Origin of the sequence: Nocardioides sp., from assembly GCA_037045645.1 — a bacterium.
GTDB lineage: Bacteria > Actinomycetota > Actinomycetes > Propionibacteriales > Nocardioidaceae > Nocardioides.
Window position 1 is genome coordinate 425,368 of sequence record JBAOIH010000001.1, and the last position, 22,865, is coordinate 448,232.

Sequence of the window (22,865 nt, forward strand, 5' to 3'; positions counted from 1 at the left end):
GCCCGCCCGAGCGATGCTCGGACGGGCTCTTTCTCAAGCTAGATCAGCGAGCCGCGAGGGAGTCGCGGATCTCGGTGAGGAGCTCGACCTCGGTCGGGCCCTCGGCGTCGCTCGGGAAGTAGCGCTCCTTGGCCTTGGTGTAAGGCAGCACGACCAGGAAGTACACGACCGCGGCGAGGATCAGGAAGGAGATCGTCGCGTTCATGAACGCGCCGAAGGTGTTCTCCTTGTTGGTGAAGATGTTCTCGACGCCCTTGGGCATCTGGGCGGTCAGCCAGTTGGTGAAGGTGGTGACGACGGCGCCGAAAGCGGTACCGACGATGACCGCAACGGCCAGGTCGACAAGGTTGCCCTTGAGGATGAAGTTCTTGAAGCCACTCATGGCTGTATCTATCTCCTTGTGAGTGCACCGAAGGTGGTGCCCGTTCGTGGGGGAACGGCGAGCGAATCTAGCCGGTGAAGGCGTACGAGAGGAAATCCGCAACACCGGCACTCGCGAAATCAGCCACCAGGTGCTCCGGGACGCCCAGCACCACCAGTCGGCCCTCGCGCGTCCCGTCGTGCTCGGTCGGGGGGACCGCAAGCACGACGACGTCGGCCGCCAGGAGGCGAGAGTCGCGGCCGTTCGCGTTCGTCGCGTGGATGTCGATGCGGACGCCGGGTTCGAGCAGCGAGGCCGAATCGGCATCCGGAAGGCGTACGGGCACCGCTCGCCGATCCGCATCACCGGTCACCAACGCTGCACCCAGCACCCGCACCTCGGTCACCACCTCGCCTGCGCGCACCGGGGTAGCGAGGGTGTGTCCGACCAGGTCGGCGGAGCGGACGGAGGGCACGAGCGCGGCAGGAAACTGCGCGGCCCGCAGATCACTCTCACGCAGGGTCAGGCCCGCCGGCAGGTCTCGGGCGGCCACGAGGACGGACTCGGTCGCGGGCGCCGGAGGGCGTACGGACACCACCACGAGCCCGACCGCGCCGGCGGCGCAGATCGCGGCCAACAGACGCCGGCGTCGCAGCACCGCACGCCGCCCACTGCGGAGTCTGCGCGCGATCTGATCGCGGCGGCGCGTGGTAATCGGAGCATCTTCAGTCAGCATCCCCGCGACGTTAGATGCAGTGGTGCCGTGGTGTGCGCGTCCTCCACAGAGAGCGCGAACCGGCAGGTCAGGAGCCTGACGAAGTGCTGGTCGAGGACGACGACCCAGAGGACGACGACCCAGAAGACGACGACCCAGAGGACGACGACCCAGACGACGACCCAGACGACGACCCAGAGGACGACGCAGACGAGGACGACGCAGACGACGCGGAAGAGGATGAGTCCGACTTCGGCGACGAGGTGCTGGCGGCGTCGGTGCCAGCCGACTTCGCCGAGCGCGAGTCCGTGCGATAGAAGCCGGAGCCCTTGAAGACCACCCCGACGGCGTTGAACACCTTGCGCAGGCGACCGTCGCACTCGGGGCAGTGGGTCAGGGCGTCGTCGCTGAAGGACTGCACGGTCTCGAAGGCGTGACCGCACTCGGTGCACGCGTACTGATAGGTCGGCACGACGGTCCTCTCCTCACGACGACGGTCCGGCGCGCCTGGGCTTGGCGCTCGATTCGGACTGCCGGATCGTACGTCACGTCGTGCAACGCCCTGAGCCGACCCGAGCATTCCCGATCAGAACCGCACCACCCGGGCGGGCGTCACCGCCATGGTCACCGGCTGGTCATGCGCCTCGATCGGCACGTCGCGGCCCACCTCGGCGTCATAGAGCAGCGCGATCACCGGGGTTCTCGCGACCATCCGCGTCAAGGCCCGGTCATAACACCCCGCGCCCTTGCCGATCCGGAACCCCTGGGCATCGACGGCCATCCCCGGTGCCAGCACCACGTCCGCGCCTGCGATCGCGTCCAGACCCAGAGCGGGTCCGGCCGGCTCCAGCAGCCCGAACTTCGCAGGCACCAGGCTCTCCGGCCCGGCGTACGCAGCCCAGTCGAGTTCGAGGCGGCCCTCGTGGCGCACCGTGATCGGCAGCAGGATCCGCTTCCCAGCCGTATGCAGGGCCTCCAACAACAGGCCCGTGCCGGGCTCGGTGCCGACCGAGACGTACGCCGTGAGGGTTGCGGCCCGGCGTACGTCCTCCAGCGCCAGCGCCCGCTGGGCGATCAGGGCCGCTGCGGCACCGACCTCGGCCACGGTCATCCGGTTGCGTGCGGTCTGCAACTGGTCACGCAGCGCCAACTTGCGCGCCGCGAGGTCGGGCTCGCGATGGCCGGATCCTCCAGGAAGTGACGCTGTCATGAGTCGAGCCTACGATCGATCACATGGCTTCTGCAGGACTACAGCGCGCTCGGGAGAAGATGCTCGAAGCGGGGCTCGACGCCACCGCGATCGACGCTTTCTCGCACTACTACCGACTGCTCGAACATGGCGAGACCGGGATGATCCCCGAGTCGTCCATCGACCCGTTGGACATGGAGTCGCTGGCCGACGTCGAGGTCTCCGACGAGGCCGGTCGCGCGGCACTGCGCAAGGTGGCGATCATCAAACTCAACGGCGGGCTGGGCACGTCGATGGGGATGGACCGGGCCAAGTCGCTGTTGTGCGTACGCCGCGGCCTGTCCTTCCTCGACATCATCTCGCGGCAGGTGCTCAAAGCCCGCGAGGAGTACGACGCCCCGCTGCCGCTGCTGTTCATGAACTCCTTCCGCACCTCGACCGACACCATCGAGGCGCTCGCGCGCTATCAGGATCTGCCCTACGACGGTCTCCCCCTGGAGTTCTTGCAGAACAAGGAGCCCAAGCTGCTGGAGAAGGACCTCTCGCCGGTGTCCTATCCCAGGGACCCCGAGCCTCGAGTGGTGCCCGCCCGGGCACGGCGACATCTACACCGCGATGCTCGGCAACGGCCTGCTCGACCTGTTGTTGGAGCGGGGGTTCACCACCTGCTTCGTCTCCAACTCCGACAACCTCGGCGCTACGCCGGACCCGAAGGTTGCCGGCTGGTTCGAGCAGAGCGGCGCGCCGTTCGCGATCGAGGCCGTGCTGCGTACGCCGTCGGACAAGAAGGGCGGTCACTTCGCGCGCCGCAAGACAGATGGGCGGATCGTGCTGCGCGAGACCGCGCAGACGCTGCCGCAGGATCAGCAGGCGCTCGCGGATCTGACCCGGCACCGGTTCTGCTCGACCAACAATCTGTGGTTCGACGTGGCCGCGATGCGAGATGCGCTGGCGGCCCGCGAGGGGGTGCTCGGCCTGCCGCTGATCCGCAACGTCAAGAATGTCGACCCGGCCGACCCGACCACGCCCAAGGTGATCCAGATCGAGACGGCGATGGGGGCGGCGATCGAGGTTTTCGACGGGGCCCGCACGATCGCCGTCGGGCGCGAGCGCTTCATCCCCGTCAAGACCACCAACGAACTGCTCGTGCTGCGTTCCGACGTCTACGACCTCGGCCCCGATTTCGTGCTCGACCAGTCGGTCTCCGAGGTGCCGTACGTCGAACTCGACCCCGAGCACTATGCGCGCATCGGGGAGTTCGATCAGCGTTTCCCCGAGGGGGCACCGTCACTGCGGCAGGCCACCTCGCTGCGGGTCGAGGGCGACTGGACGTTCGGCGCCAAGGTTGAGGTGGTCGGCGACGTCGACCTCGAAGCCACCAAGGGTGCCCAGCGGATCGAGCCGGGCACGGTGCTGGGCGACGATGGCTGAGCAGCCTGCGCTCGAAACCGTCGAGCAGCACCTGGCGCGGGTCCTCGACGCGCTGGAGCCGCTGGAGCCGCTCAACGTGCCGTTGCTCGACGCTCTCGGCCTGGAGGCGGCGATCGACGTCCGCTCCGAGGTCGCGCTGCCCGGCTTCGACAACTCCGCGATGGACGGCTATGCCGTGATCCGTGCCGATGTCGCGCAGGCCTCGGAGCAGTCGCCGGTCACGTTGCCGGTGGTGGGTGAGATCGGAGCGGGGCAGGCAGACGTACGCGAGATCGCCCCCGGCAGCGTCGCCAAGATCATGACCGGCGCACCCGTGCCGGCGGGTTGCGATGCGGTGGTGCCGTACGAATGGACCGACCGCGGCGTCGACCAGGTCGTGATCCGTCAGGCGCCGAAGCCGCACCAGCACATCCGGCCCGCCGGTGAGGATGTCGCGCTCGACGACCTCGTGATCGAGGCGGGAACCCGGCTGGGGCCGCGACACGTCGGCCTGCTCGCCGCCGTCGGCAAACCCTCGGTGTCGTGTCGTCCCAGGCCCCGCGTGGTGGTCATCTCCACCGGATCCGAATTGCGCGATGCGGGCACCGAGTTGGGCCACGACTCGATCTTCGACGGCAACTCCTATCTGCTGGCAGCGGCCGCGACGGCGGCGGGCGCCCAGGCGTACCGCGTCGGCATCGTGCCGGACGAGCCGGAAGCCTTCTTGGCCGCGCTGATCGAGCAGTCTCCACGCGCCGACCTGATCCTCACCTCCGGTGGCGTCTCGCAAGGCGACTGGGATGTGGTGAAAGCAGCCCTGGCCCCTCGCGGCGTGTGGTTCGGCGGCATCGCGATGCAGCCCGGCAAGCCCCAGGGCTTCGGTCTGGTCGACGGTGTGCCGGTCCTGACGTTGCCAGGCAACCCGGTCTCGGCTTACCTGTCCTTCCAGATGTTCGGGCTGCCCGCGATTCGCAAGCTGATGGGACGCAGTCCGTACGCCCGGCCGCTCGTCAAGGCGCAATTGACCAACGACATCTCCTCGCCTGCGGGGCGGCGCCAACTGGTGCGAGGTGAGTACGCCGAGGACCGTACGGTCGCCACCGTCGGCGGCTATGCCTCCCACCTGATCGGCGACCTGGCCCACGCCAACGCGATCATCGTGGTGCCCGAGGACCAGACGCTCGTCGCCGCTGGCGAGATGGTCGACGTGCTGCTGCTCGACCGCGATTTCTGAGAGGCTGCTCGTCGTGTCTTCCGATTCTGCTGCGCGCCTGACTCACCTCGACGAGTCCGGCGCGGCCCGGATGGTCGACGTGTCGGCCAAAGACGTCACCGCGCGGGTGGCCACGGCGTCGGGTCGCGTGCTCGTCAAACCCGAGGTGATCGCGCTGCTGCGAGGTGCGGGCGTACCTAAGGGCGACACGCTCGCCGTCGCCCGGCTCGCCGGGATCATGGGCGCCAAACAGACGCCTGCGCTGATCCCGCTATGCCACCCCCTGATGTTGTCCTCGGTCGGCGTGGACCTGACCGTGACCGATGACGCGGTGCAGATCGTCGCGACCGTGGGGACCCGGGATCGTACGGGTGTCGAGATGGAGGCGCTCACCGCCGTCGCCGTCGCCGGACTCACCGTGGTCGACATGATCAAGGCGGTCGACAAGGCGGCCGTGATCACCGACATCCGCGTCGAGACCAAGACCGGCGGCAAGAGCGGCGACTGGGCCAGGCCGTCATGACCGGACTTCCCGCCGGTGTGGTCGTGGCCTCCAACCGCGCTGCGGCAGGCGTCTACGCCGACGAGACCGGACCGCTGATCGTCGACTTTCTGCGGTCCCTGGGATTCGTGTGCGCGAATGCGCGGGTCGTCTCCGACGGTGATCCGGTGCGCGAGGCATTGCAGGAGTTCGTCGACGCCGGTGCGCGTGCTGTGGTGACGACCGGTGGCACCGGCCTGACGCCGACGGACCGTACGCCCGAAGCCACCCGCGCCGTCCTCGATCGCGAGATCGCGGGCATCGCCGAGGCGATCCGCGCACACGGCGTCGCTGCGGGGGTGCCCTCCGCGGTGCTCTCGCGCGGATTGGCCGGGGTCGCGGGTGACTGCCTGATCGTCAACCTGCCTGGCTCGCGCGGGGGAGTGAAGGACGGCCTCACGGTGCTGCGACCGATCCTCGTACATGCTGTCGAACAGATCGTCGGCAGTGATCACTAGCCCGGGCTGGCCCGTCACGCTCGGCTCCGGCGCGGTGACCTGCCGCCCGCTGCGAGCAGGCGATGCGAAGGCGTGGGAGGCCGCCAGGAACGTCAGTGCCGAGTGGCTGGCGCCCTGGGAAGCGACCGTGCCACCGGGCGGGGGAGGGCGACCGGCCAACTTCCGAGCACTCGTACGCCATCTGCGGCGAGCCGCTCGCGAGGGGACCTGCCTGCCCTTCGCGATCGAGGTCAACGGTCGGTTCGCCGGCCAGGTGACGGTCAGCAACATCGTGCGCGGGTCGGCACAGTTCGCCTCGATCGGCTATTGGGTGTCCATCGAGGAAGCGGGCCGAGGGGTGGTGCCGACGGCGGTGGCGTTGGTGATCGACCACTGCTTCAGCAGCGTGGGGCTGCATCGGGTGGAGATCTGCATCCGGCCGGAGAACTCCAACTCCCTGCGCGTCGTGGAGAAACTCGGTCTGGTCGAGGTCGGGTACGCCCCTCGGTTCCTGCACATCGACGGCGCCTGGCGCGACCACCGGATCTATGCGGTGACGGTGGAGGAGGTCACGCCGGGTGGGATGCTGGCCCGGCTGCGCCGTCGCTGATCACATCCGTCACACCAGTTGTTTTGCGACACACGCGCGAGCGTGCCCGGCTCGGCGTGTCGCGGCGCATAGCCTCCGGGGTATGGATCCGAGCGGACTGATCTTCCTGGCCCTGGCCGCCGCTTGGGCTGCCTTTCTGATCCCCAAGGCGCTGCAGCACCACGAGGAGTCCGTACGCAGCCGTTCGGTCGAGCGATTCTCCGAGCGGATGCGGGTGTTGGCTCGTCGGGAACCGACCTCGGCCAAGACCGCCCGCTTCGTGGTCAACCGACCCGCGCGCACCGATTCCGAGACCGTGGTGGAGCAGAAGGCCGTGCCGCCCGAGCGCACCGCCGCCCGTCGGGCCGCGATCGCCAAGGCGACCCGTCGACGCCGCAACACCCTGGCCGTGATCCTGGGCGCGCTGACAATCGTGCTCGTGCTGGCCGCGACTTCGGTGATGTCGTGGTGGTACGTCGCGATCCCGGGCACCGTCCTGGTTGCCTGGCTGGTCGCCTGCCGGGTGATGGTGCGCAGCGAGCGTGGACTGGGGCGTCCGTCGATGCCGCACTTGCCGCGCATCGCCCGCATCCCCCGCGAGTCGGTTGAGCCGGTCGCCGACGCTGCGGCGCCCGCATCCCCCGTCGAGGACGTCGACTCGCTCGAAGACACCATGTCGCACGAGCCGGTCCGCGCCGAGCCCACCCGTTTGCCCGGCATGTGGGACCCGGTCCCGGTGACGCTGCCGACGTACGTCAACAAGTCGACCGCCAAGCGCACCGTGCGCACGATCGACCTGGACTCCACAGGTGTGTGGACCTCGGGTCGCAAAGAGTCCGATTCCGCGCTCGTACGAGACGCCGAAGCCGCCGAGAAGGCCGAGCGTGACCGTCGTGGCAACGAGGGCCAACGCGCAGTCGGCTCCTGATCGGCCGGATTGGGTCGGCACTCTCGCCGGGTGCTAAGGTTTCGCCGCGGTCCGGGGCTTCCACCCGGCCGCACCTGGGGCTGTGGCGCAGCTGGTAGCGCGCCTCGTTCGCATCGAGGAGGCCAGGGGTTCGAGTCCCCTCAGCTCCACCCAATTTTGAAAAGAACGAAACCTGCCCCGTCTGATGGCGGGGCAGGCGCGTTTCAGGGCAGGCGCGTTTCGGGTGGGCGGTCTGGCGGGCGCCTCCAGAACTTCACCGACGAGGGCGAGACGACGACTCGGGGAGGTCAACTCCTGAGGAATTCCGCGAGCCCTTCGAGGGCTCGGTCGACTTCCGACTCGGTCGTGTAGGGCGCCATCCCCAGGCGCAGCCCGCCGGCGGGCATGATGCCCAGGCGCGTCGCGGGCTCGTACGCATAGAACTCCCCGGCACCGACCAGCACGTTGCGCGCGCAGAGGAACTCGTACGCCACCCACGGGTCGCGCTCGCCGACGGTGAAGAACACGGTCGGCGTACGCCGGGCCGCACGCGAGCGGACCTCGACGCCGGGCAGTGACTCAAGCCCGGCCTCCAGGCGCGCACTGAGGCCGTGCTCGTGGGCGTCGGTCGCGGCCAACGAGGACGCGAGTCGATCGCGGCGCGACTTCGCGTTGCCTGGCGCGATCGCCGCCAGGAAGTCGACCGCTGCCGTGGCACCGGCCATGGCTTCGTACGGGAGGGTGCCGAGTTCGAAACGCTCCGGGACGGCATTGGTGGCCGGGAGCAGTTTGTCGTTCTCGATCGTCTCCAGCAGATCAGGTGACGCGGCCAGCACGCCCAGGTGCGGACCCAGGCACTTGTAGGGCGAGCAGACGAAGAGGTCGGCGCCCAACTCGGCCAGATCCACGGGGTGATGCGCGGTGTAATGCACACCATCCACGAACATCAGCCCCCCGACGGCATGCACCAGGTCGGCGAGCGCGCGTACGGGTGGCATCGTGCCCAGCAGGTTGGAGGCGGCCGTCAGCGCCACGACCCGCGTACGTGGGCCGATCACCGACGCGGCGCTTTCCAGATCTAACTCGGCCGTCTCGGGGACGATGTCGAGCCAACGGACACTGGCCCCGGCAGACTCCGCGGCCTGCACCCACGGGCGTACGTTGGCGTCGTGGTCCAGTCGCGAGACCACGATCTCGTCGTCCGGCCCCCACGTCTTGGCCAAGGCGCGCGAGAAGTCATAGATCAGCGCGGTCGCGCTGCGCCCGTGCACGATCCCGGTCGCCGGCACGCCGAGGAGATCGGCGTACGCACTGCGGAAGGCGTGCACGGCATCGTCGGCGTTGCTCTCCGAGACGATGCCGGTGCCGCGGTTGGACAACGGGCCCATCAAGGTGTCGGCCACCGCCTGCGCCACGACGCGAGGGGTCTGGGTGCCCCCGGGGCCGTCGAAGTGGGCGATCCCGGATTCGAGCGCCGGGAAGTGCGCGCGCAGTGCTTCCACGTCATAGGAGCTCAGATCCATTTCGAGAACCACATCCTTTGCAGCCACTGTTGGTCGGTGATCAACTGATCGGTCAGCACCGGCCAGAAGAACGCGAAGGCGACCAGTGCCAACATCACGAACGAGCCCGCGATCACCACGCCGGTCGTACGCCTCGACGACGGCCCGCGGTCTCGACCCACGATCGTCGCCAACGCCAGGGTCAGTGCCATGACCATGAAGGGCAGTGTCGCGACCGCGTAGAAGATGAAGATCGGGCGTTCGTTATAGAGCGTCCAGGGCAGCCACGTCGACAGTGTGCCGACCAGTGCGACCCCCCAACGCCAGTCGCGCGCGCCGATCCACAGGGCGGCACCGGCGATCAGCGCCAGGCAACTGCCCCACCAGATCACCGGGTTGCCCAGCAGCGTGACGATCCGCTTGCACTTGCCGTCGCCGGTCGCCGCGCACCCAGGAGTGCTGGCCGGGATGTCGTTCTGCGCGTCGACGCCGACCGTACGGTTGAGCAGCAGCCAGCCTGAGGGCATCGACTGGTAGGGGTGCGTCGCGCAGTTCAAGAAGTCGGTGTGGAAGGTGTAGACGTCGCGGTGGAAGTACCACAGCGACCGGACGCTCTGGGTGACCTCGCCCAGGCCCGACTTGTCCTTCTCGGTCGCCGTGGGCCACTTGCGTCCCGGGTCGGTCTTGTCGACCACCCAGATCTGCTGGTCTTTGTTGTTGGGGTCCTCGGCGCAGTGCCCCTCACCGGCGTACGTCGTGTATTGCGAGGCCGACAGCCCGCTCTGCTCATAGGTCTTGGCGTTCAGCAGCCAGCCCGTCCAGGTCGCGGTGTAGACGATCGCCGCGACCACGACGAGGTGCACGAAGGCAGCCAGGCCATCGGTCAGCGCGGACTTCCACCACGCACCGCGTACCCCGAACGAGCGCCGCGCGCCCACCGACCACGCGAAGACCAGGAGCCCGAAGGCAGCCAGCGGATAGAGCGCGGTCCACTTCGAGCCGACCGCCAGCCCGAAGCAGACGCCGCCGGCCAACAGCCACGGACGGAAGAGCACGCCGCGGATGGCGCCCCAGCCCCTCGTACGCCCGGTGGCATCGACGTTCGTACGCGCGGCCAGCCGCCGCCGGAACCAGTCGCGATCGGCGACCAGGCACGACACCGCGCACAGCAGCCAGAACGCCAAGAAGATGTCGAGCAGGGCCAGGCGAGACAGCACGAAATGGAGCCCGTCGATCGTCAGCAGCAGCCCGGCGACGCAGCCCCACAACGTCGAGCCGGTCAGACGGCGTACGAGCCGCGCCAGCACCAGCACCATCAAGGCGCCGGTCACCGCCGACGCGACCCGCCAGCCGAACGGATCCAGGCCGAAGGCCTTCTCGCCCAGCGCGATCATCCACTTGCCGACCTCGGGGTGGACGTTCATCGACGGCGAGGTCTTCCACAGATCGGTGGTCTGCCCGTCGAGGATCGTGGCGTCGATCTGATCCTTGTAGTCCATCGCGTGCCCGTAGTGCAGCAGCGACCAGGCGTCCTTGGCGTAGTAGGTCTCGTCGAAGAGGAACGACTTGGGTTCGCCGAGCTTCCACAACCGCAAGAACAACGCGACCAGCGCCACCGAGATCGTCGTGAACCAGCCGAGGAACACGTCGTTCATCACGAAGCGGAACCGGCCCCGATCGGCCGCGAGCGGATACGTCTCCCCGTCACTGGTCCGAGACAAGGAGACGGGCTCGTGCGCGGGGCTGCGGTCCTCGACAGTCGTGGGCACGAGCGGAACTCTACGGGTGGAGCTTCGCTGACGGGGGCGACTGGGATCATGGGTCGGTGACCGACACCGGAGTGCTCGTCCTGGCTGCCACGCCCATCGGGCAGGCAGGCGATGCGCCGCCGCGGTTGGCGGCCGAGTTGGCGCAGGCCGATGTGGTCGCGGCGGAGGACACCCGGCGCCTGCGGCGGCTGTGCGCGGACTTGGAGATCTCGCTACGCGGGCGCGTCGTGTCGTACTTCGAAGGCAACGAGCACACGCGTACGCCTGCCCTGGTCGAGGCGCTGCTCGCGGGGGATCGGGTCGTGCTGGTCACCGATGCGGGCATGCCCTCGGTGTCCGATCCGGGCTATCGGGTCGTGGTGGCGGCGATCGAGGCGGGGATCCGGGTGACGGCTGTGCCCGGCCCGTCGGCCGTGCTCACCGCGCTCGCGGTGTCGGGGCTGCCGGTGGACCGCTTCTGCTTCGAAGGATTCCTGCCCCGCAAGGCCGGGGAGCGGGCGCGCCGGTTGGCAAGACTGGCTGAGGAGGAGCGCACGATGGTGTTCTTCGAGGCGCCACATCGTACGAACGCAGCGCTCGCGGCGATGGCAGCCGCGTTCGGCGACGACCGCCCCGCCGCGGTGTGCCGCGAACTCACCAAGACCTATGAGGAGGTCGCGCGCGGCCCACTGGCCGATCTGGTCGCGTGGAGTGCCGAGGGCGTACGCGGGGAGGTGACGATCGTGGTGTCAGGACGGGTGGTGGCCGCGGAGTCGATGACCCCTGATGACTGGCGCGCGGCGGTGGCCTCGCTTGAGGAAGAGGGCGTACGCCGCAAGGAGGCGATCGCGGCGGTCGCGCTGCGAGCAGGCGTGCCCAAGCGCGAGGTCTACGACGCGGTGCACCGCGACTAGCGTGGGTGGGATGAACGGACCTCTTCGCTCCCGCGCTGCCACCTCTGAGGACGGCTCGAAACGTTCGCGCGAGCGGCCGGAAGTTCCGGACCCGTTGCCGCACCCGGTGGTCGACAACCACTGTCACCTCGACATCGCCGACGGTGACTGGCTTTCGGTCGAGGATGCGCTGGATGCGGCGGCGTCGGTCAACGTGACGCGCATCGTGCAGATCGGGTGCGACCTGCCCGGCGCGCGTTGGGCGGTGTCGGTGGCACAGTCGTACGCACCCCTGGTCGCGGGAGTCGCGCTGCATCCGAATGAGGCGCCAAGGCTGGCTCTCGACGGTGCTTTGGACGCGGCGCTGGCCGAGATCGGCGAGTTGGCGCGCGCCCACGATTCGGTCCGTGCGGTGGGGGAGACGGGGCTCGACCACTTCCGCACCGGGCCCGAGGGTCGCGAGGCGCAGGAGTTCTCGTTTCGCCACCACATCCGACTCGCGCGCGAACTCGACAAGACGCTGGTCATCCACGACCGGGACGCGCACGACGACATCCTCCGGGTGCTGGACTCCGAGCCGCCGCCACCACGGTGGGTGATGCACTGCTTCTCCGGCGACGACCGGTTCGCGCGCGAGTGCCTGGAGCGGGGGGCGTACCTCTCCTTTGCCGGGCCGGTGACCTTCAAGAACGCCGCACCGCTGCGCAACGCGCTGGCGATCACGCCACTGGACCGTGTGTTGGTCGAGACCGACGCGCCCTATCTGACGCCGGTGCCATATCGGGGGCGACCGAACGCGTCGTACCTGATCCCGCACACCGTGCGCGCGATGGCCGACGTACGCTCCGAGCCCCTGCTCGACCTGTGCCGGGCCATCGACGAGAACACGTCAAGGGCCTTCGGCGGCGCCTGGTAACCACGTCGCCGGGCGCGAGATGTCGGTCACGTAACCCCCTTGCAGGCCCTGATCGTGCCGTCGCCAACTTGCATCGAACGGGTGGATCGTTATCTTCTTGTGACTGTTAGCCGGAATCGGGCCATCCGTCTGCGCCCCGATCGGCACCTCGTGGGTGAGGTGTGAGTCCCCGCGAAACCGCCGATCAGCCCCGCCCGCCGTCCCCCCGCGGCGCCGAGGTCAGGCGCGGATCGCCCCGAGAACCGGAACGTACGAAGTCTGGAGCCCCGTGTCCCGTCTCACCGCCTGGTCGAAGAGCAAGTCCCTGCTCATCGGCCTGACCACCGTCGTTGCCCTCGCCCTGGCAGGCGCCACCTACGGCTACAGCAGCCTCGGCAAGTCCGTGACGCTGTCGCTGGACGGCAAACCCCAGCAGGTCTCGGTCTTCGGGCAGACGGTCGGTGACGTCCTGGAGTCGGCAGACATCGAGCTCGGCGAGCACGACGAGGTAGCGCCCTCGCTCGACACGCAGATCGAGGACGGCGCTCGCGTTGCCGTGCGATTCGCCCGCGAGGTGACGCTGAAGGTCGACGGCCAGGAGCAGACCCACTGGGTGCTCGCGACCAGCATCGGCGACGCGTTGAGCGAGATCGGCAGTAACTATGGCGGCGCCGCGCTGTCGGTGAGCCGCAGCCAGTCCATCGGTCGAGGCGGTGCCACGGTCAAGGTGGTCACGCCCAAGAAGGTCGTCGTCCGCATCGGTGCGCGGGCGGCCGAGAAGCACAAGGTGCGGGCGATGACCGTACGCCAACTGCTGCGCCAACTCGACGTGAGCGTCGAGCGCCGCGACGACGTCAAGCCGGGTCTGAACACCAAGTTGAAGGACGGCATGCGGATCGTCTTCACCGACGTACGCGTGGTGAACCGCAAGGTGCGCGGCGAGGCGATCGCCTTCCAGACCGTCGAGCGTGCCAACCCCGATGCGTACGAGGGCGAGGACAAGGTCCTGACCGAGGGCAAGGCCGGCTCGCGCAACGTGACCTACCGCCTGGTCTTCCGCAACGGCGAACTCGTCGCGCGTCGCGTCGTCTCCGCCACGGTGACCACCAAGCCGGTCGCCAAGGTCGTCTCCGTCGGCACCAAGGAGCAGCCCTCGGGGGTCAACTTCGCGGGCGGCAACACCGTGTGGGACTCGTTGGCGCAGTGTGAGTCGGGCGGCAACTGGGCGATCAACACCGGCAACGGCTATTACGGCGGCTTGCAGTTCAGCCTGGGCACCTGGCGGGCGTACGGCGGCACCGGCCTGCCCAGCCAGCACTCGCGTGAGACCCAGATCGCGATCGCGACGAAGTTGCGCGATGCCAGCGGTGGGTACGGCGCCTGGCCGGGGTGCTCGGCCAAGCTCGGCCTCCCGCGCTGACCTGTCGCGTCTGGTCCGCGTGAGGGCGTCGACCTGTCGCGTCTGGTCCGCGTGAGGGCGTCGACCTGTCGCGTCTGCTCACCACTAGGGTCTGGGCATGACTGATCCGGCGCCGCCCACGCTGCTGGGCGCCGCCGAGATCCGCGCGCTGGCAGCGCGGCTTGACCTGCGCCCCACCAAGCAGCGTGGCCAGAACTTCGTGATCGACCCCAACACGGTGCGGCGCATCGTGCGGGAGTCGGGCATCGGCGCTGACGATGTGGTCCTGGAAGTCGGTCCTGGCCTTGGTTCGCTGACGCTCGCGCTGCTCGAAGCGGGCGCCGAGGTCACGGCGGTCGAGATCGACCCACGGCTGGCAGCCCTGCTGCCCGAGACGATCGCGTCGTACGCTCCTGGCCACGAGGCGCGCTTTCGCGTGGTGGCCGACGACGCTCTGCGGATCACCGGGCTGCCCGGCCCGCCGCCGACCGCGCTCGTGGCCAACCTGCCGTACAACGTGTCGGTGCCGGTATTGCTGCATCTCCTCGCGCTGTTGCCCTCGCTGGAACGTGGTCTGGTGATGGTGCAAGCCGAAGTCGCTGATCGTCTCGCGGCTCGACCGGGTTCGAAGACGTACGGCGTCCCGTCGGTGAAGGCCGCCTGGTTCGCGGACGTACGCAGGGCCGGCGCGATCGGGCGCAACGTCTTCTGGCCCGCGCCGAACGTGGACTCCGGTCTGGTCGCCTGGACGCACCGACCGCCGCCCAGCGACCAGGTGTCGCGCGAGGCTGTATTCAAGGTGATTGATGCCGCGTTCGCGCAACGCCGCAAGACGCTGCGCGCAGTGCTTCGGGGGGCCGGGTACGAAGGCCTCGACGAGGCTTTGGCAGAGTCGGGCCTTGAACCCACGACCCGAGGAGAGACGCTGAGCATCGACGACTTCTGCCGCCTGACGCTCGCGCTCGAGGCCGCCTCGTGACCGCCGCAATGTTGCCGCCGTCGCGCGAGTTCGTCGTACGCGCTCCGGCGAAGATCAACCTGCATCTCGGGGTCGGCGCGCCCCGCGAGGACGGCTTTCATCCGCTCGACACCGTCTATCAGGCCGTCGCGCTCTTCGACGACGTCACGGCTTGCTATGGCGAAGAGTGGAGTCTGACGATGTCGGTCACCGACTACATCAACACCGAATCGTTGCCCGTCGATGACTCCAACATTGTCAGTCGAGCGGCTGGTTTGCTGGCTGCCCACCATGGTTTGACGCCCTCGGCGTACGTCGATATCTCCAAGGAAATCCCCGTCGCCGGCGGACTGGCGGGCGGGTCGGCTGATGCCGCCGCAGCTTTGGTCGCGTTGGACCGCCTGTGGGGCGTGGAGACGTCGGACGAGGACCTGCTCGCGATCGCGGCCGAGCTCGGCTCTGATGTGCCGTTCGCGTTGATCGGGGGCACCGCCCATGGCAGCGGGCGCGGCGAGATCGTGACACCCGTCGAAGACAACGGCGTGTGGTGGTGGGTGATCGTCCCGTCGCGCATCGGACTTTCCACGCCCGAGGTATACCGGCACTTCGATCGGATGTATCCCGACGCCTCCGCCACCCCTTCTCCCGCGCGGGACGTGGTGGCAGCCGTACGAACGGGCAACCCCCACCAGCTCGCCGAGATGCTCTACAACGACCTGGAGGCTCCCGCGATCGACCTACGTCCCGAACTCGGGCGATTGATCGAACGCGGCGAGGCCGAAGGGGCATTGCGCGGGCACATCACGGGCTCTGGTCCGACCGTCACGTTCTTGTGCGAGGACGCGGATTCGGCCCGCGCCGTGGCGCGAGGGTTGTCGGACGAGCAAGACGTGATCCTGGTATGCAACGGCGCCGCCCCCGGCGCGCACCTCGTGGATCTCTCGGTGCACTGAGACTGCAATCGCGGTGGTTTCGGTGGATGCGCGGCCAACGGTGGTGATTTCGAGACGCTCACGTGCGTTCGCTCCTCAACCACCGAGGGGACGGCCGACAACGGCAGATACGTCTGGCCTCACCCCGACTCATGGCCTGACCGCGTAGCCTGCGGGACATGCCCGCTGACTCGCCGACCATTGTCGCCACCTCGGGCGGTTTCACGTTTGATCACCCGCGACTTCCGGTCGCCTTCGGCCCGCTGGTCGACCATTGCGTCGAGCTCTCGGGCGTACACCGACGACGGCCGCGCATCACGTACGTCGGTACGGCGATCGGCGACCAGGAGTTCTTCGCGCACCGGATGTTCGAAGCCGCCCGGGTGGCCGGGTTCGATCTGACTGAGCTGCGGCTCTTCCCGACGCCGAATCTCGATGACATGCGTGGCGCGGTCCTCGACTCGGATGTGGTCTGGGTGATGGGCGGGTCGGTGGTCAACCTGCTGGCGGTCTGGCGAGCGCACGGTCTCGACGCGATCATGCGCGAAGCGTGGGAGGCGGGCGTCGTCCTCGGCGGAGTCTCGGCCGGGTCCATCTGCTGGCATGTCGGTGGCACCACGGACTCCTATGGTCCCGACCTGCGCCCGGTGACAGACGGCCTCGGACTCCTGCCGTACGCCAACGGCGTGCACTACGACGCCGAGGAGCAACGACGTCCCCTGTTGCAACGCCTGGTGGCGGACGGCACCTTGCCCACGGCGTACGCCACTGACGACGGCGTCGGCCTCGTGTACCGCGACACCGAACTGGTCGACGTGGTTGCGGAGGTCCCGGATGCGGCCGCGTATCGGATCGTTCGCGACGGTGAAGGCGCGGTCGAGGAGCGGATCGGAGCCCGACGGATCTAAGCCGCACGTTTCGCGCCTTCGCGTCCCCACTTGGCAGGATTGCCCACGATATGAGCAATCTGATCAACCTTGAGCGCGTCTCCAAGGCGTACGGCGTGCGCCCCCTCCTCTCCGACGTCTCGCTGGGGGTCGGCGTCGGCGAACGCATCGGCATCGTCGGGCGCAATGGCGACGGCAAGACGACACTCCTGCGCGTGCTCACAGGTGCCGACGAGCCCGACGAGGGGCGCGTCTCCAGGCGCGGCGACTTGGCGATCGGCTATCTCCAGCAAGGCGATCCGCTTACCGATACGCATTCCGTACGCGAGGCAGTCCTGGGTGGTCGCGCCGATCACGAGTGGGCTGCTGATCCGATTTCGCGCCAGGTCGTCGAAGAGTTGCTCGCCGGGATCGAACTTGATCGCGTCGTACTCGGCCTCTCCGGTGGCGAGCGGCGCCGCTGCGCCCTCGCGGCGTTGCTGCTGGGGTCGTACGACCTGCTGATCCTCGACGAACCGACCAACCATCTCGACGTGGAAGCTGTCGCGTGGCTCGCCGCACACCTCGCCGCGCGCCCCTCGGCGCTGCTGGTCGTCACGCACGATCGATGGTTCCTCGACGCGGTCGTGCAGCGGACATGGGAGGTCCATGACGGGGTCGTGGATTCGTACGACGGGGGGTACGCGGCGTTCGTGCTCGCCAAGGCCGAGCGCCAGCGGCAGGCCGCCGCGAGCGAGACGCGACGACAGAACTTGATGCGCAAGGAACTCGCCTGGCTGCGTCGCGGTGCACCTGCGCGGACGTCCAAACCGAAGTTTCGCATCGAGGCCGCCAATGCGTTGATCGAGGACGTGCCGCCGCCGCGCGATCGACTCGAGCTGCAAAAATTCGCGGCCCAACGGTTGGGCAAGGACGTGATCGACGTCGAGGACGTGGACCTTTCGCGAGGGTCGCGCCAATTGCTCGCCGGGGCGACCTGGCGTCTCGGCCCGGGCGATCGGGTCGGGATCGTCGGCGTCAACGGCGCCGGCAAGACCTCCGTACTCGCGCTGCTCTCCGGCGGTCTCGCGCCCTCTCACGGCCGCGTTCGCCATGGACGTACGGTCGTCATGCAGCACCTCACCCAAGATGTCTCCGACGACCTCGACCCCGAGGCCAGGGTGCTTGCGACGATCGAATCGATCCGCCGCGTTACGCGGATGGCCGACGGCTCGGACGTCTCGGCTTCGTCGATGCTGGAACGATTCGGCTTCACCGGCGACAAACTGACCGCGCGCATCGGGGATCTCTCCGGCGGCGAGCGGCGGCGATTCCAACTGCTGCGCCTGCTGCTGACCGAGCCGAACGTACTGCTCCTGGACGAGCCCACCAACGACCTCGACATCGAGACGCTCAACGTGCTCGAAGACTTCCTCGATCAGTGGCCTGGGACCCTGATCGTGGTCTCGCACGATCGGTATTTCCTCGAACGAGTCACCGACTCGACCTGGGCGCTGCTGGGTGACGGCCAGATCTCGATGCTCCCGGGTGGGGTGGACGAATACCTCACCCGCCGTGCTGAGTCAGCAGAAGTTCCTGCCCGAATCAGCACAAATGCCCCGCTGAGTCAGCAGAAGTTGCAGGGTGAGTCAGCAGAACTTCCCTCGAAGGCGCGCGCGGGCAGCGCTGCCGAACGCAACGCTCGCAAGAGTCTCGAACGGCTCGACAAGCAGTTGGCGCGCGTAGGCGAGCGAGAGGCCGCGTTGGATGCGCAGATCATCGCGGCTGGCAGCGATTATGAGCGACTTGCCGAACTCAGCAGGGCGTACGAAGAGGTCCGCGCGGAGCGCACGATGCTCGAAGATGAGTGGCTGGAGACGGCCAACGTCCTGGAGTGAGATTGCTGCTGACTCGCCCGCAATATCTGCTGACTCGGCGGGAACTTCTGCTGACTCGCCCGCAATATCTGCTGACTCAGCGGGGAATATCTGCTGACTCGGCGAAGGGGGCGAGCAGGGGACGCAGCAGCGCTGCGAGCCGCTTGCGATCACGTACGGACAGGTCGGTGATCAGAAGCCGCTCGGCCTCGACCAGTTCGGCAAAGGCTGCATCCACCACTGTCCGCCCTGCGGGCAGCAGGCGTACGAGCACCCCTCGCCGGTCGTGCGGGTCAGGCAGCCGATCGACATAGCCGCGCTCGGCCATCCGGTCGATCCGGTTCGTCATCGTCCCGCTGGTCACCATGGTCTCGCGCAACAGGCGGCCGGGTGAGAGTTCGTACGGATCCCCGGCCCGCCGCAGCGCGGCCAACACATCGAACTCCCAGGGTTCGATGCCGTGCGCGCCGAACGCCTGCCGCCGCGCGCGGTCCAGATGGCGGGCCAGTCGCGTGATCCGGCTGAAGACCTCGACCGGGGCGAGGTCTAGATCGGCGCGCTCGCGTGCCCACGCGGCGACCAGCGCATCGACCTCGTCCTGCATGAGAGGAGTGTAGACTCGAATCAAGAATCTTGATGTCAAGAGAATCGAGCAATGGTGAGGCTTCATCACATCCAGGTCGCTTGTCCGCCTGGCGGCGAGGGACAAGCGCGACGCTTCTACGCCGATGCCCTCGGGTTGACGGAGGTCGAGAAGCCGAAGGCGCTCCAGTCCCGCGGCGGTGCCTGGTTCCGGGCGTACGAGGGCGACGCCATCGCCACCGAGATCCACGTCGGCGTCGAGGACCCATTCGTGCCCGCACGCAAGGCGCATCCGGCTCTCCTGGTCGACGATCTGGCGGCCATCGCTCGGCGTCTGCGCGAGACAGGCTTCGAGGTGGATGAGAGCCAACGCGATACTTTCGACGGCTACCTCAGGTTCCACACCTTCGACGGGCACGGGAATCGGGTCGAAGTGCTGCAGCCGCTCGACTAACGTCGCGCGCATGCGCCTGCTCGTCCTGATCGGTCCGCCCGCGGTCGGCAAGATGACGGTGGGTCGCGCGATTGCGCAGCGCTCGGACTTCAGACTGTTTCACAACCATCACTCGATCGAGATGCTGTTGGACGTCTTCGCCTACGGCACGCCACCCTTCGACGCACTCAACGTCGAGATCAGGCGCCGCGTCTTCGAGGAGGCTGCGGCATCCGGGACCAACCTGATCTTCACCTACGTGATGGCGATGGATTCTCAAGGCGATGCCGACTATCTGCGGCGACTGATGGCGCCCTACCTCGACCAGGATGCCGACATCCGCCTCGTCGAACTCCGCGCCGACCTGGCCACCCGACTCGAGCGCAACCGGACCGAGTTCCGTCTCGCGGCCAAGCCGTCCAAGCGCGACCTGGAGTGGTCGGAGGAGAACGTACGCGGGCTCGACGCCGAGCGGCTCGTCTCCCACCCTGAGATCGAGGGTCCGGGGGAGCGCCTCTTCCAAGAGCACGCGACGCTGCGGTTGGACACGACGGACCTGTCAGCGGAAGATGCCGCCGACGAGATCCTGCGCTGGCTCACGGGCGATTGACTCTGGCCGGCCACGACGAGAGGGCCCAGATGAGCACCGAACGCCAGAGCCGGGCTGCCTTGATCATCGCCACGTTGGCGCTGGTGGTGGCGGTGCTCGGAGTGGGCGGTCCACCCGCAGCGCAGGCGATCAAACGCGGCCTGAACGCCGACAAGGTGGACGGCTTCCATGCGGTCAAGGCGGGGGCCAAAGCGCGCAAGCGTGCCGGCAAGTTGGTCGCGACCGATAAGTACGGCCGGGTCCCCGACGCTGCCCTCCTCCAAGGACAGCCGGCAGGGCGTTTCGTGACCAAGGGCAGCAAGGCGACCGACTCCGATCTGCTCGACGGTCTCGATTCGAGTGAGTTCCTCGCCGCGGGTGGCAAGGCCGTCGCCGCCGGCCAGGCCGATCTCGCAAGCAACGCCGGCGCCTTGGGCGGACTCGGACCCGGTCGCTACCTGACCCAACCTGGCGGGCTGAAACTTGTGGCAGCGGGCACGGTCAATTTGGCCGGGCAACTGAGCCGCAGTACCGGGGGGATCACGGTGACCAAGGCCGGGGTGGGCCTCTATGACATCAACTTCGGGGAGTCGTACGCCTGGAACACCTACGTCACCAACCTGACCCTGGTGAATCCGAGCAAGGGAATGATCTCCGCGGCTGCCGCCGTCCCGAAACTGCGCGTCATGACGTTCAGCGCGACCGGCACCGCCGCGGATTCATACTTCCAGTTCATGATCTTCAAACTGCCCTAAGTTACTGAGAAGTAAGGTTCGCGGTATGAACCTTCTTGCGCTCTGGACCAGGCTCTCCGCGCTGCCGCAGGGCGACCGCCTCTTCTCGTTCGTCTTCGGCCAGAAGGCCCCCTATTTCTCGACGATCCGCCCGCTCGTACGCGAGGTGCGGCCCAACCACGTCGAGGTGCTGATCAAGAAGCGGCGTCGCGTGCACAACCACATCAAGACCGTCCACGTGATCGCGATCTGCAACGGTCTGGAGATGGCGATGGGGGCGCTGGCCGAGGCCACGATCCCGCGCGACAAGCGCTGGATCCCCAAGGGGATGGAGGTGTCCTATCCCGCGAAGGCGGACACCGACATCCGGTGCTTCGCCGAGACCGACGCCGCGCAGTGGACAGCAGATGACCCCGATCTGCCCGTACGCGTGTGGGCCGAACGCGCCGACGGCACGGTTGTCGTGGAAGGTGTGATCAAGCTCTGGGTCACGCCCAAAACACCCAAATCGTCTAAGCGCTGATCAGGCCTTCGCGTCGTCCTGCTCGCCGACCATGGCCACTTGCAGGATCTTGCGTTCGCCGACAAACCGACGCTGCACCCAAGTGGCCAGCATCGTCAGCAGCAGGTTGATCACGACGTACAACCCGCCGATCACGATGATCACCGCGACGTGGTTGTTGAAGCCCTGATAGAGCGGCTTGACCAGCGCGGTCAGGCCGGGCGCGAGGATGTAGAACCCCAGGCTGGTGTCCTTCAACACCACCACGCACTGGCTGATGATCGCCGGCACCATGATCTTGACGCCCTGAGGGAGCAGGATCTCGCGCATCACCTGGGATTTGCGCATGCCGATCGCGTACGCCGCCTCGCCCTGCCCCTTGGGCACCGCATTGATGCCGGCGCGAAAGACCTCCGCCAGGACAGCGCCGTTGTAGAGCGTCAGCGCCAAGATCACCGACCAGTACGCCCGGGAGTCGACGTCGCTGATCGGGCGGAAGATCGCGAAGAACCCCAAGATCATCAACATCAGCACCGGCACGGCGCGGAAGAACTCCACGACCAGCCAGCAGAACCACCGCACCGGCCGGTGATCGGAGAGTTTGCCGACCCCGAAGATCAATCCGAAGACGACCGCGAGCACCACTGCGACCGCGGCCATCTCCAGGGTCTTGACCAGACCGTCCACGAGGATCGCCCGGATATAGCGCGGCGTGACGAAAGGTTCCCACTTCTCGTACGCCAACTGGCCGGTTGCTTGGAGCCGCCAGAGGGCGAACGCGAGCGCGGCGAGCAACGTGACGATCGCGACCACCGTGTAGGCGCGATGCCGCGCGATCGTACGAGGCCCCGGCGCATCGAAGAGGACACTGGACTGGCTCATGCGACCCTCCAGCGACGTTCGAGGAAGATCGCCACGGCCGAGATCAGTTCGACCAGGATGATGTAGCCCAGCGCGAAAGCGATGAAGATCTCCCAGCGGTCACTGGCGTTGTTGTTGGTCATCGCGCGCATCCGAGAGACCGCCTCGGCGACGCCGAAGACGGCAGCGACCGAGGTGTTCTTCAACAGCGCGATGAACGTGCTGGCCAGTGGCGGCACCGACGCACGAATCGCCTGGGGGAGTACGACGTTGGTCATCACCTGGGAGAAGGGCAAGCCGATCGCCCTCGCTGCCTCGGCCTGCCCCAGCGGGACGGCGTTGACACCCGAGCGCAGGGATTCGCACACGAAGGTCGACGTGTAGAGCGTCAATCCCGCGACTGCGGCCCCGAAGAACGAGGTGAAGTCGAAGGGCCCGATGTGCACGTCGAGCCAGCGGAAGTTGATGCCCAGCTTGGGTGCCGCGATCGAGAAGAACATCAGCACGATCAGCAGCGGCGTGTTGCGTACGAGGGTCACGTAGCCGGCCGCAGCGCGGCGCAGCACCGAGATCGGTCCGACGTACATCGCCACGAGCAACGTGCCCAACGCCATCGCCAGCACGCCCGACGCGAGGAAGAGCGCGATCGTGTAGCCGAAGGCCTTCAACACCACATCGATGTTGTCGAGGACGACCTGCACGCGCGCACCTCCTTCCTCGCGTCAGGGCTTG

25 protein-coding genes, 1 tRNA gene and 2 pseudogenes are annotated in these 22,865 nt (G+C 67.8%); 19 read left to right on the forward strand and 9 right to left on the reverse strand.

Features of this window, described 5'->3' with window-relative positions; translation table 11 throughout:
- Nucleotides 1-43 precede the first annotated feature (43 nt).
- Nucleotides 44-382 carry an MscL family protein gene (locus tag V9G04_02075; GenBank protein ID MEI2712094.1) on the reverse strand — a complete coding sequence of 113 codons (339 nt, stop codon included), beginning with the start codon at nucleotides 380-382 and terminating at the stop codon, nucleotides 44-46.
- Nucleotides 383-449: 67 nt separating this feature from the next.
- The gene (locus tag V9G04_02080) at nucleotides 450-1,097 is read right to left on the reverse strand and encodes an SAF domain-containing protein (GenBank protein MEI2712095.1); all 648 of its coding nucleotides are present in this window, start codon (nucleotides 1,095-1,097) and stop codon (nucleotides 450-452) included.
- Between the two features lie 32 nt (nucleotides 1,098-1,129).
- On the opposite strand from V9G04_02080, the gene V9G04_02085 reads away from it, so the two are divergent.
- Nucleotides 1,130-1,393 carry a hypothetical protein gene (locus V9G04_02085; GenBank protein ID MEI2712096.1) on the forward strand — a complete coding sequence of 88 codons (264 nt, stop codon included), beginning with the start codon at nucleotides 1,130-1,132 and terminating at the stop codon, nucleotides 1,391-1,393.
- Nucleotides 1,394-1,407: 14 nt separating this feature from the next.
- On the opposite strand, the pseudogene V9G04_02090 reads toward V9G04_02085, so the two are convergent.
- A pseudogene (locus tag V9G04_02090) lies at nucleotides 1,408-1,656 on the reverse strand (FmdB family zinc ribbon protein).
- 6 nt (nucleotides 1,657-1,662) lie between these two features.
- Nucleotides 1,663-2,286 carry a 5-formyltetrahydrofolate cyclo-ligase gene (locus V9G04_02095; GenBank protein ID MEI2712097.1) on the reverse strand — a complete coding sequence of 208 codons (624 nt, stop codon included), beginning with the start codon at nucleotides 2,284-2,286 and terminating at the stop codon, nucleotides 1,663-1,665.
- A 23-nt stretch (nucleotides 2,287-2,309) separates the two neighbouring features.
- On the opposite strand from V9G04_02095, the pseudogene V9G04_02100 reads away from it, so the two are divergent.
- From V9G04_02100 to V9G04_02130, 7 genes and pseudogenes are all read left to right on the forward strand, one after another.
- Nucleotides 2,310-3,696 (forward strand): annotated as a pseudogene (locus V9G04_02100) (UTP--glucose-1-phosphate uridylyltransferase).
- Entirely contained in the window at nucleotides 3,689-4,909 is a 1,221-nt protein-coding gene (gene glp / locus V9G04_02105; protein ID MEI2712098.1) for a gephyrin-like molybdotransferase Glp, read from the forward strand. Before V9G04_02100 ends, glp begins: the two are co-directional and overlap by 8 nt.
- A 13-nt stretch (nucleotides 4,910-4,922) precedes the next feature.
- On the forward strand, nucleotides 4,923-5,411 hold the full coding sequence (gene moaC / locus V9G04_02110; protein ID MEI2712099.1) for a cyclic pyranopterin monophosphate synthase MoaC: 489 nt from the start codon (nucleotides 4,923-4,925) through the stop codon (nucleotides 5,409-5,411).
- The gene (locus V9G04_02115; GenBank protein ID MEI2712100.1) at nucleotides 5,408-5,887 is read left to right on the forward strand and encodes a MogA/MoaB family molybdenum cofactor biosynthesis protein; all 480 of its coding nucleotides are present in this window, start codon (nucleotides 5,408-5,410) and stop codon (nucleotides 5,885-5,887) included. Before moaC ends, V9G04_02115 begins: the two co-directional genes overlap by 4 nt.
- Nucleotides 5,853-6,476 carry a GNAT family protein gene (locus tag V9G04_02120; GenBank protein ID MEI2712101.1) on the forward strand — a complete coding sequence of 208 codons (624 nt, stop codon included), beginning with the start codon at nucleotides 5,853-5,855 and terminating at the stop codon, nucleotides 6,474-6,476. The genes V9G04_02115 and V9G04_02120 overlap by 35 nt, the downstream gene beginning before the upstream one ends.
- 82 nt (nucleotides 6,477-6,558) lie before the next feature.
- On the forward strand, nucleotides 6,559-7,383 hold the full coding sequence (locus V9G04_02125; GenBank protein ID MEI2712102.1) for a hypothetical protein: 825 nt from the start codon (nucleotides 6,559-6,561) through the stop codon (nucleotides 7,381-7,383).
- 76 nt (nucleotides 7,384-7,459) lie between these two features.
- A tRNA-Ala gene (locus V9G04_02130) sits at nucleotides 7,460-7,532 on the forward strand.
- A 138-nt stretch (nucleotides 7,533-7,670) separates the two neighbouring features.
- On the opposite strand, the gene V9G04_02135 is transcribed toward V9G04_02130, so the two are convergent.
- Both V9G04_02135 and V9G04_02140 read right to left on the reverse strand, forming a co-directional pair.
- Nucleotides 7,671-8,885 (reverse strand): cysteine desulfurase-like protein, encoded by a 1,215-nt coding sequence (locus V9G04_02135; protein MEI2712103.1) that lies wholly within the window; start codon nucleotides 8,883-8,885, stop codon nucleotides 7,671-7,673.
- Nucleotides 8,876-10,633, reverse strand: a complete 1,758-nt coding sequence (locus V9G04_02140; GenBank protein MEI2712104.1) for a phospholipid carrier-dependent glycosyltransferase — start codon at nucleotides 10,631-10,633, stop codon at nucleotides 8,876-8,878. Before V9G04_02140 ends, V9G04_02135 begins: the two co-directional genes overlap by 10 nt.
- Nucleotides 10,634-10,689: 56 nt before the next feature.
- Between V9G04_02140 and rsmI the strand changes: the two genes are divergently transcribed.
- The 7 genes from rsmI to V9G04_02175 all read left to right on the forward strand — a co-directional run bounded on the left by rsmI (nucleotide 10,690) and on the right by V9G04_02175 (nucleotide 18,453).
- Nucleotides 10,690-11,526, forward strand: coding sequence for a 16S rRNA (cytidine(1402)-2'-O)-methyltransferase (gene rsmI / locus V9G04_02145; protein MEI2712105.1), 837 nt, complete (start codon nucleotides 10,690-10,692; stop codon nucleotides 11,524-11,526).
- 10 nt (nucleotides 11,527-11,536) lie between these two features.
- On the forward strand, nucleotides 11,537-12,421 hold the full coding sequence (locus tag V9G04_02150; GenBank protein ID MEI2712106.1) for a TatD family hydrolase: 885 nt from the start codon (nucleotides 11,537-11,539) through the stop codon (nucleotides 12,419-12,421).
- A gap of 268 nt (nucleotides 12,422-12,689) precedes the next feature.
- The gene (locus tag V9G04_02155; protein ID MEI2712107.1) at nucleotides 12,690-13,820 is read left to right on the forward strand and encodes a transglycosylase family protein; all 1,131 of its coding nucleotides are present in this window, start codon (nucleotides 12,690-12,692) and stop codon (nucleotides 13,818-13,820) included.
- A 97-nt stretch (nucleotides 13,821-13,917) separates the two neighbouring features.
- Nucleotides 13,918-14,778 (forward strand): 16S rRNA (adenine(1518)-N(6)/adenine(1519)-N(6))-dimethyltransferase RsmA, encoded by an 861-nt coding sequence (gene rsmA / locus V9G04_02160; protein MEI2712108.1) that lies wholly within the window; start codon nucleotides 13,918-13,920, stop codon nucleotides 14,776-14,778.
- Nucleotides 14,775-15,710 carry a 4-(cytidine 5'-diphospho)-2-C-methyl-D-erythritol kinase gene (locus V9G04_02165; protein ID MEI2712109.1) on the forward strand — a complete coding sequence of 312 codons (936 nt, stop codon included), beginning with the start codon at nucleotides 14,775-14,777 and terminating at the stop codon, nucleotides 15,708-15,710. Before rsmA ends, V9G04_02165 begins: the two co-directional genes overlap by 4 nt.
- Nucleotides 15,711-15,868: 158 nt before the next feature.
- Nucleotides 15,869-16,597: a peptidase E gene (locus V9G04_02170; protein ID MEI2712110.1), complete on the forward strand. Its 729-nt coding sequence runs from the start codon at nucleotides 15,869-15,871 to the stop codon at nucleotides 16,595-16,597.
- Nucleotides 16,598-16,647: 50 nt separating this feature from the next.
- Nucleotides 16,648-18,453 carry an ABC-F family ATP-binding cassette domain-containing protein gene (locus V9G04_02175; GenBank protein MEI2712111.1) on the forward strand — a complete coding sequence of 602 codons (1,806 nt, stop codon included), beginning with the start codon at nucleotides 16,648-16,650 and terminating at the stop codon, nucleotides 18,451-18,453.
- Nucleotides 18,454-18,529: 76 nt separating this feature from the next.
- Here the strand turns inward: V9G04_02175 and V9G04_02180 are convergent, their stop codons facing one another.
- Entirely contained in the window at nucleotides 18,530-19,036 is a 507-nt protein-coding gene (locus V9G04_02180; GenBank protein ID MEI2712112.1) for a MarR family transcriptional regulator, read from the reverse strand.
- A gap of 51 nt (nucleotides 19,037-19,087) precedes the next feature.
- Between V9G04_02180 and V9G04_02185 the strand changes: the two genes are divergently transcribed.
- The 4 genes from V9G04_02185 to V9G04_02200 are packed head-to-tail and all read left to right on the forward strand — an operon-like array spanning nucleotide 19,088 to nucleotide 21,293.
- Nucleotides 19,088-19,468, forward strand: a complete 381-nt coding sequence (locus tag V9G04_02185; protein MEI2712113.1) for a VOC family protein — start codon at nucleotides 19,088-19,090, stop codon at nucleotides 19,466-19,468.
- 10 nt (nucleotides 19,469-19,478) lie between these two features.
- Nucleotides 19,479-20,057, forward strand: coding sequence for an AAA family ATPase (locus V9G04_02190; GenBank protein ID MEI2712114.1), 579 nt, complete (start codon nucleotides 19,479-19,481; stop codon nucleotides 20,055-20,057).
- Nucleotides 20,058-20,086: 29 nt separating this feature from the next.
- Nucleotides 20,087-20,791 (forward strand): hypothetical protein, encoded by a 705-nt coding sequence (locus tag V9G04_02195; protein MEI2712115.1) that lies wholly within the window; start codon nucleotides 20,087-20,089, stop codon nucleotides 20,789-20,791.
- A gap of 25 nt (nucleotides 20,792-20,816) precedes the next feature.
- Nucleotides 20,817-21,293, forward strand: a complete 477-nt coding sequence (locus tag V9G04_02200) for a hotdog fold domain-containing protein (protein ID MEI2712116.1) — start codon at nucleotides 20,817-20,819, stop codon at nucleotides 21,291-21,293.
- Here V9G04_02200 and V9G04_02205 read toward each other — a convergent pair whose 3' ends face one another.
- Together V9G04_02205 and V9G04_02210 are read right to left on the reverse strand one after the other, a co-directional pair.
- Nucleotides 21,294-22,154 (reverse strand): amino acid ABC transporter permease, encoded by an 861-nt coding sequence (locus V9G04_02205; protein ID MEI2712117.1) that lies wholly within the window; start codon nucleotides 22,152-22,154, stop codon nucleotides 21,294-21,296.
- Nucleotides 22,151-22,834, reverse strand: a complete 684-nt coding sequence (locus V9G04_02210) for an amino acid ABC transporter permease (GenBank protein MEI2712118.1) — start codon at nucleotides 22,832-22,834, stop codon at nucleotides 22,151-22,153. Before V9G04_02210 ends, V9G04_02205 begins: the two co-directional genes overlap by 4 nt.
- Nucleotides 22,835-22,865 lie beyond the last annotated feature (31 nt).

Excerpts from the sequence above, each read along its gene's own strand:
- V9G04_02075 (MEI2712094.1), bottom strand. The coding sequence starts at position 382 with ATGAGTGGCTTCAAGAACTTCATCCTCAAGGGCAACCTTGTCGACCTG.
- V9G04_02080 (MEI2712095.1), bottom strand. The coding sequence starts at position 1,097 with ATGCTGACTGAAGATGCTCCGATTACCACGCGCCGCCGCGATCAGATC.
- V9G04_02095 (MEI2712097.1), bottom strand. The coding sequence starts at position 2,286 with ATGACAGCGTCACTTCCTGGAGGATCCGGCCATCGCGAGCCCGACCTC.
- glp (MEI2712098.1), top strand. The coding sequence starts at position 3,689 with ATGGCTGAGCAGCCTGCGCTCGAAACCGTCGAGCAGCACCTGGCGCGG.
- V9G04_02115 (MEI2712100.1), top strand. The coding sequence starts at position 5,408 with ATGACCGGACTTCCCGCCGGTGTGGTCGTGGCCTCCAACCGCGCTGCG.
- V9G04_02120 (MEI2712101.1), top strand. The coding sequence starts at position 5,853 with ATGCTGTCGAACAGATCGTCGGCAGTGATCACTAGCCCGGGCTGGCCC.
- V9G04_02125 (MEI2712102.1), top strand. The coding sequence starts at position 6,559 with ATGGATCCGAGCGGACTGATCTTCCTGGCCCTGGCCGCCGCTTGGGCT.
- V9G04_02135 (MEI2712103.1), bottom strand. The coding sequence starts at position 8,885 with ATGGATCTGAGCTCCTATGACGTGGAAGCACTGCGCGCGCACTTCCCG.
- V9G04_02150 (MEI2712106.1), top strand. The coding sequence starts at position 11,537 with ATGAACGGACCTCTTCGCTCCCGCGCTGCCACCTCTGAGGACGGCTCG.
- rsmA (MEI2712108.1), top strand. The coding sequence starts at position 13,918 with ATGACTGATCCGGCGCCGCCCACGCTGCTGGGCGCCGCCGAGATCCGC.
- V9G04_02170 (MEI2712110.1), top strand. The coding sequence starts at position 15,869 with ATGCCCGCTGACTCGCCGACCATTGTCGCCACCTCGGGCGGTTTCACG.
- V9G04_02175 (MEI2712111.1), top strand. The coding sequence starts at position 16,648 with ATGAGCAATCTGATCAACCTTGAGCGCGTCTCCAAGGCGTACGGCGTG.
- V9G04_02180 (MEI2712112.1), bottom strand. The coding sequence starts at position 19,036 with ATGCAGGACGAGGTCGATGCGCTGGTCGCCGCGTGGGCACGCGAGCGC.
- V9G04_02185 (MEI2712113.1), top strand. The coding sequence starts at position 19,088 with ATGGTGAGGCTTCATCACATCCAGGTCGCTTGTCCGCCTGGCGGCGAG.
- V9G04_02190 (MEI2712114.1), top strand. The coding sequence starts at position 19,479 with ATGCGCCTGCTCGTCCTGATCGGTCCGCCCGCGGTCGGCAAGATGACG.
- V9G04_02195 (MEI2712115.1), top strand. The coding sequence starts at position 20,087 with ATGAGCACCGAACGCCAGAGCCGGGCTGCCTTGATCATCGCCACGTTG.
- V9G04_02200 (MEI2712116.1), top strand. The coding sequence starts at position 20,817 with ATGAACCTTCTTGCGCTCTGGACCAGGCTCTCCGCGCTGCCGCAGGGC.
- V9G04_02205 (MEI2712117.1), bottom strand. The coding sequence starts at position 22,154 with ATGAGCCAGTCCAGTGTCCTCTTCGATGCGCCGGGGCCTCGTACGATC.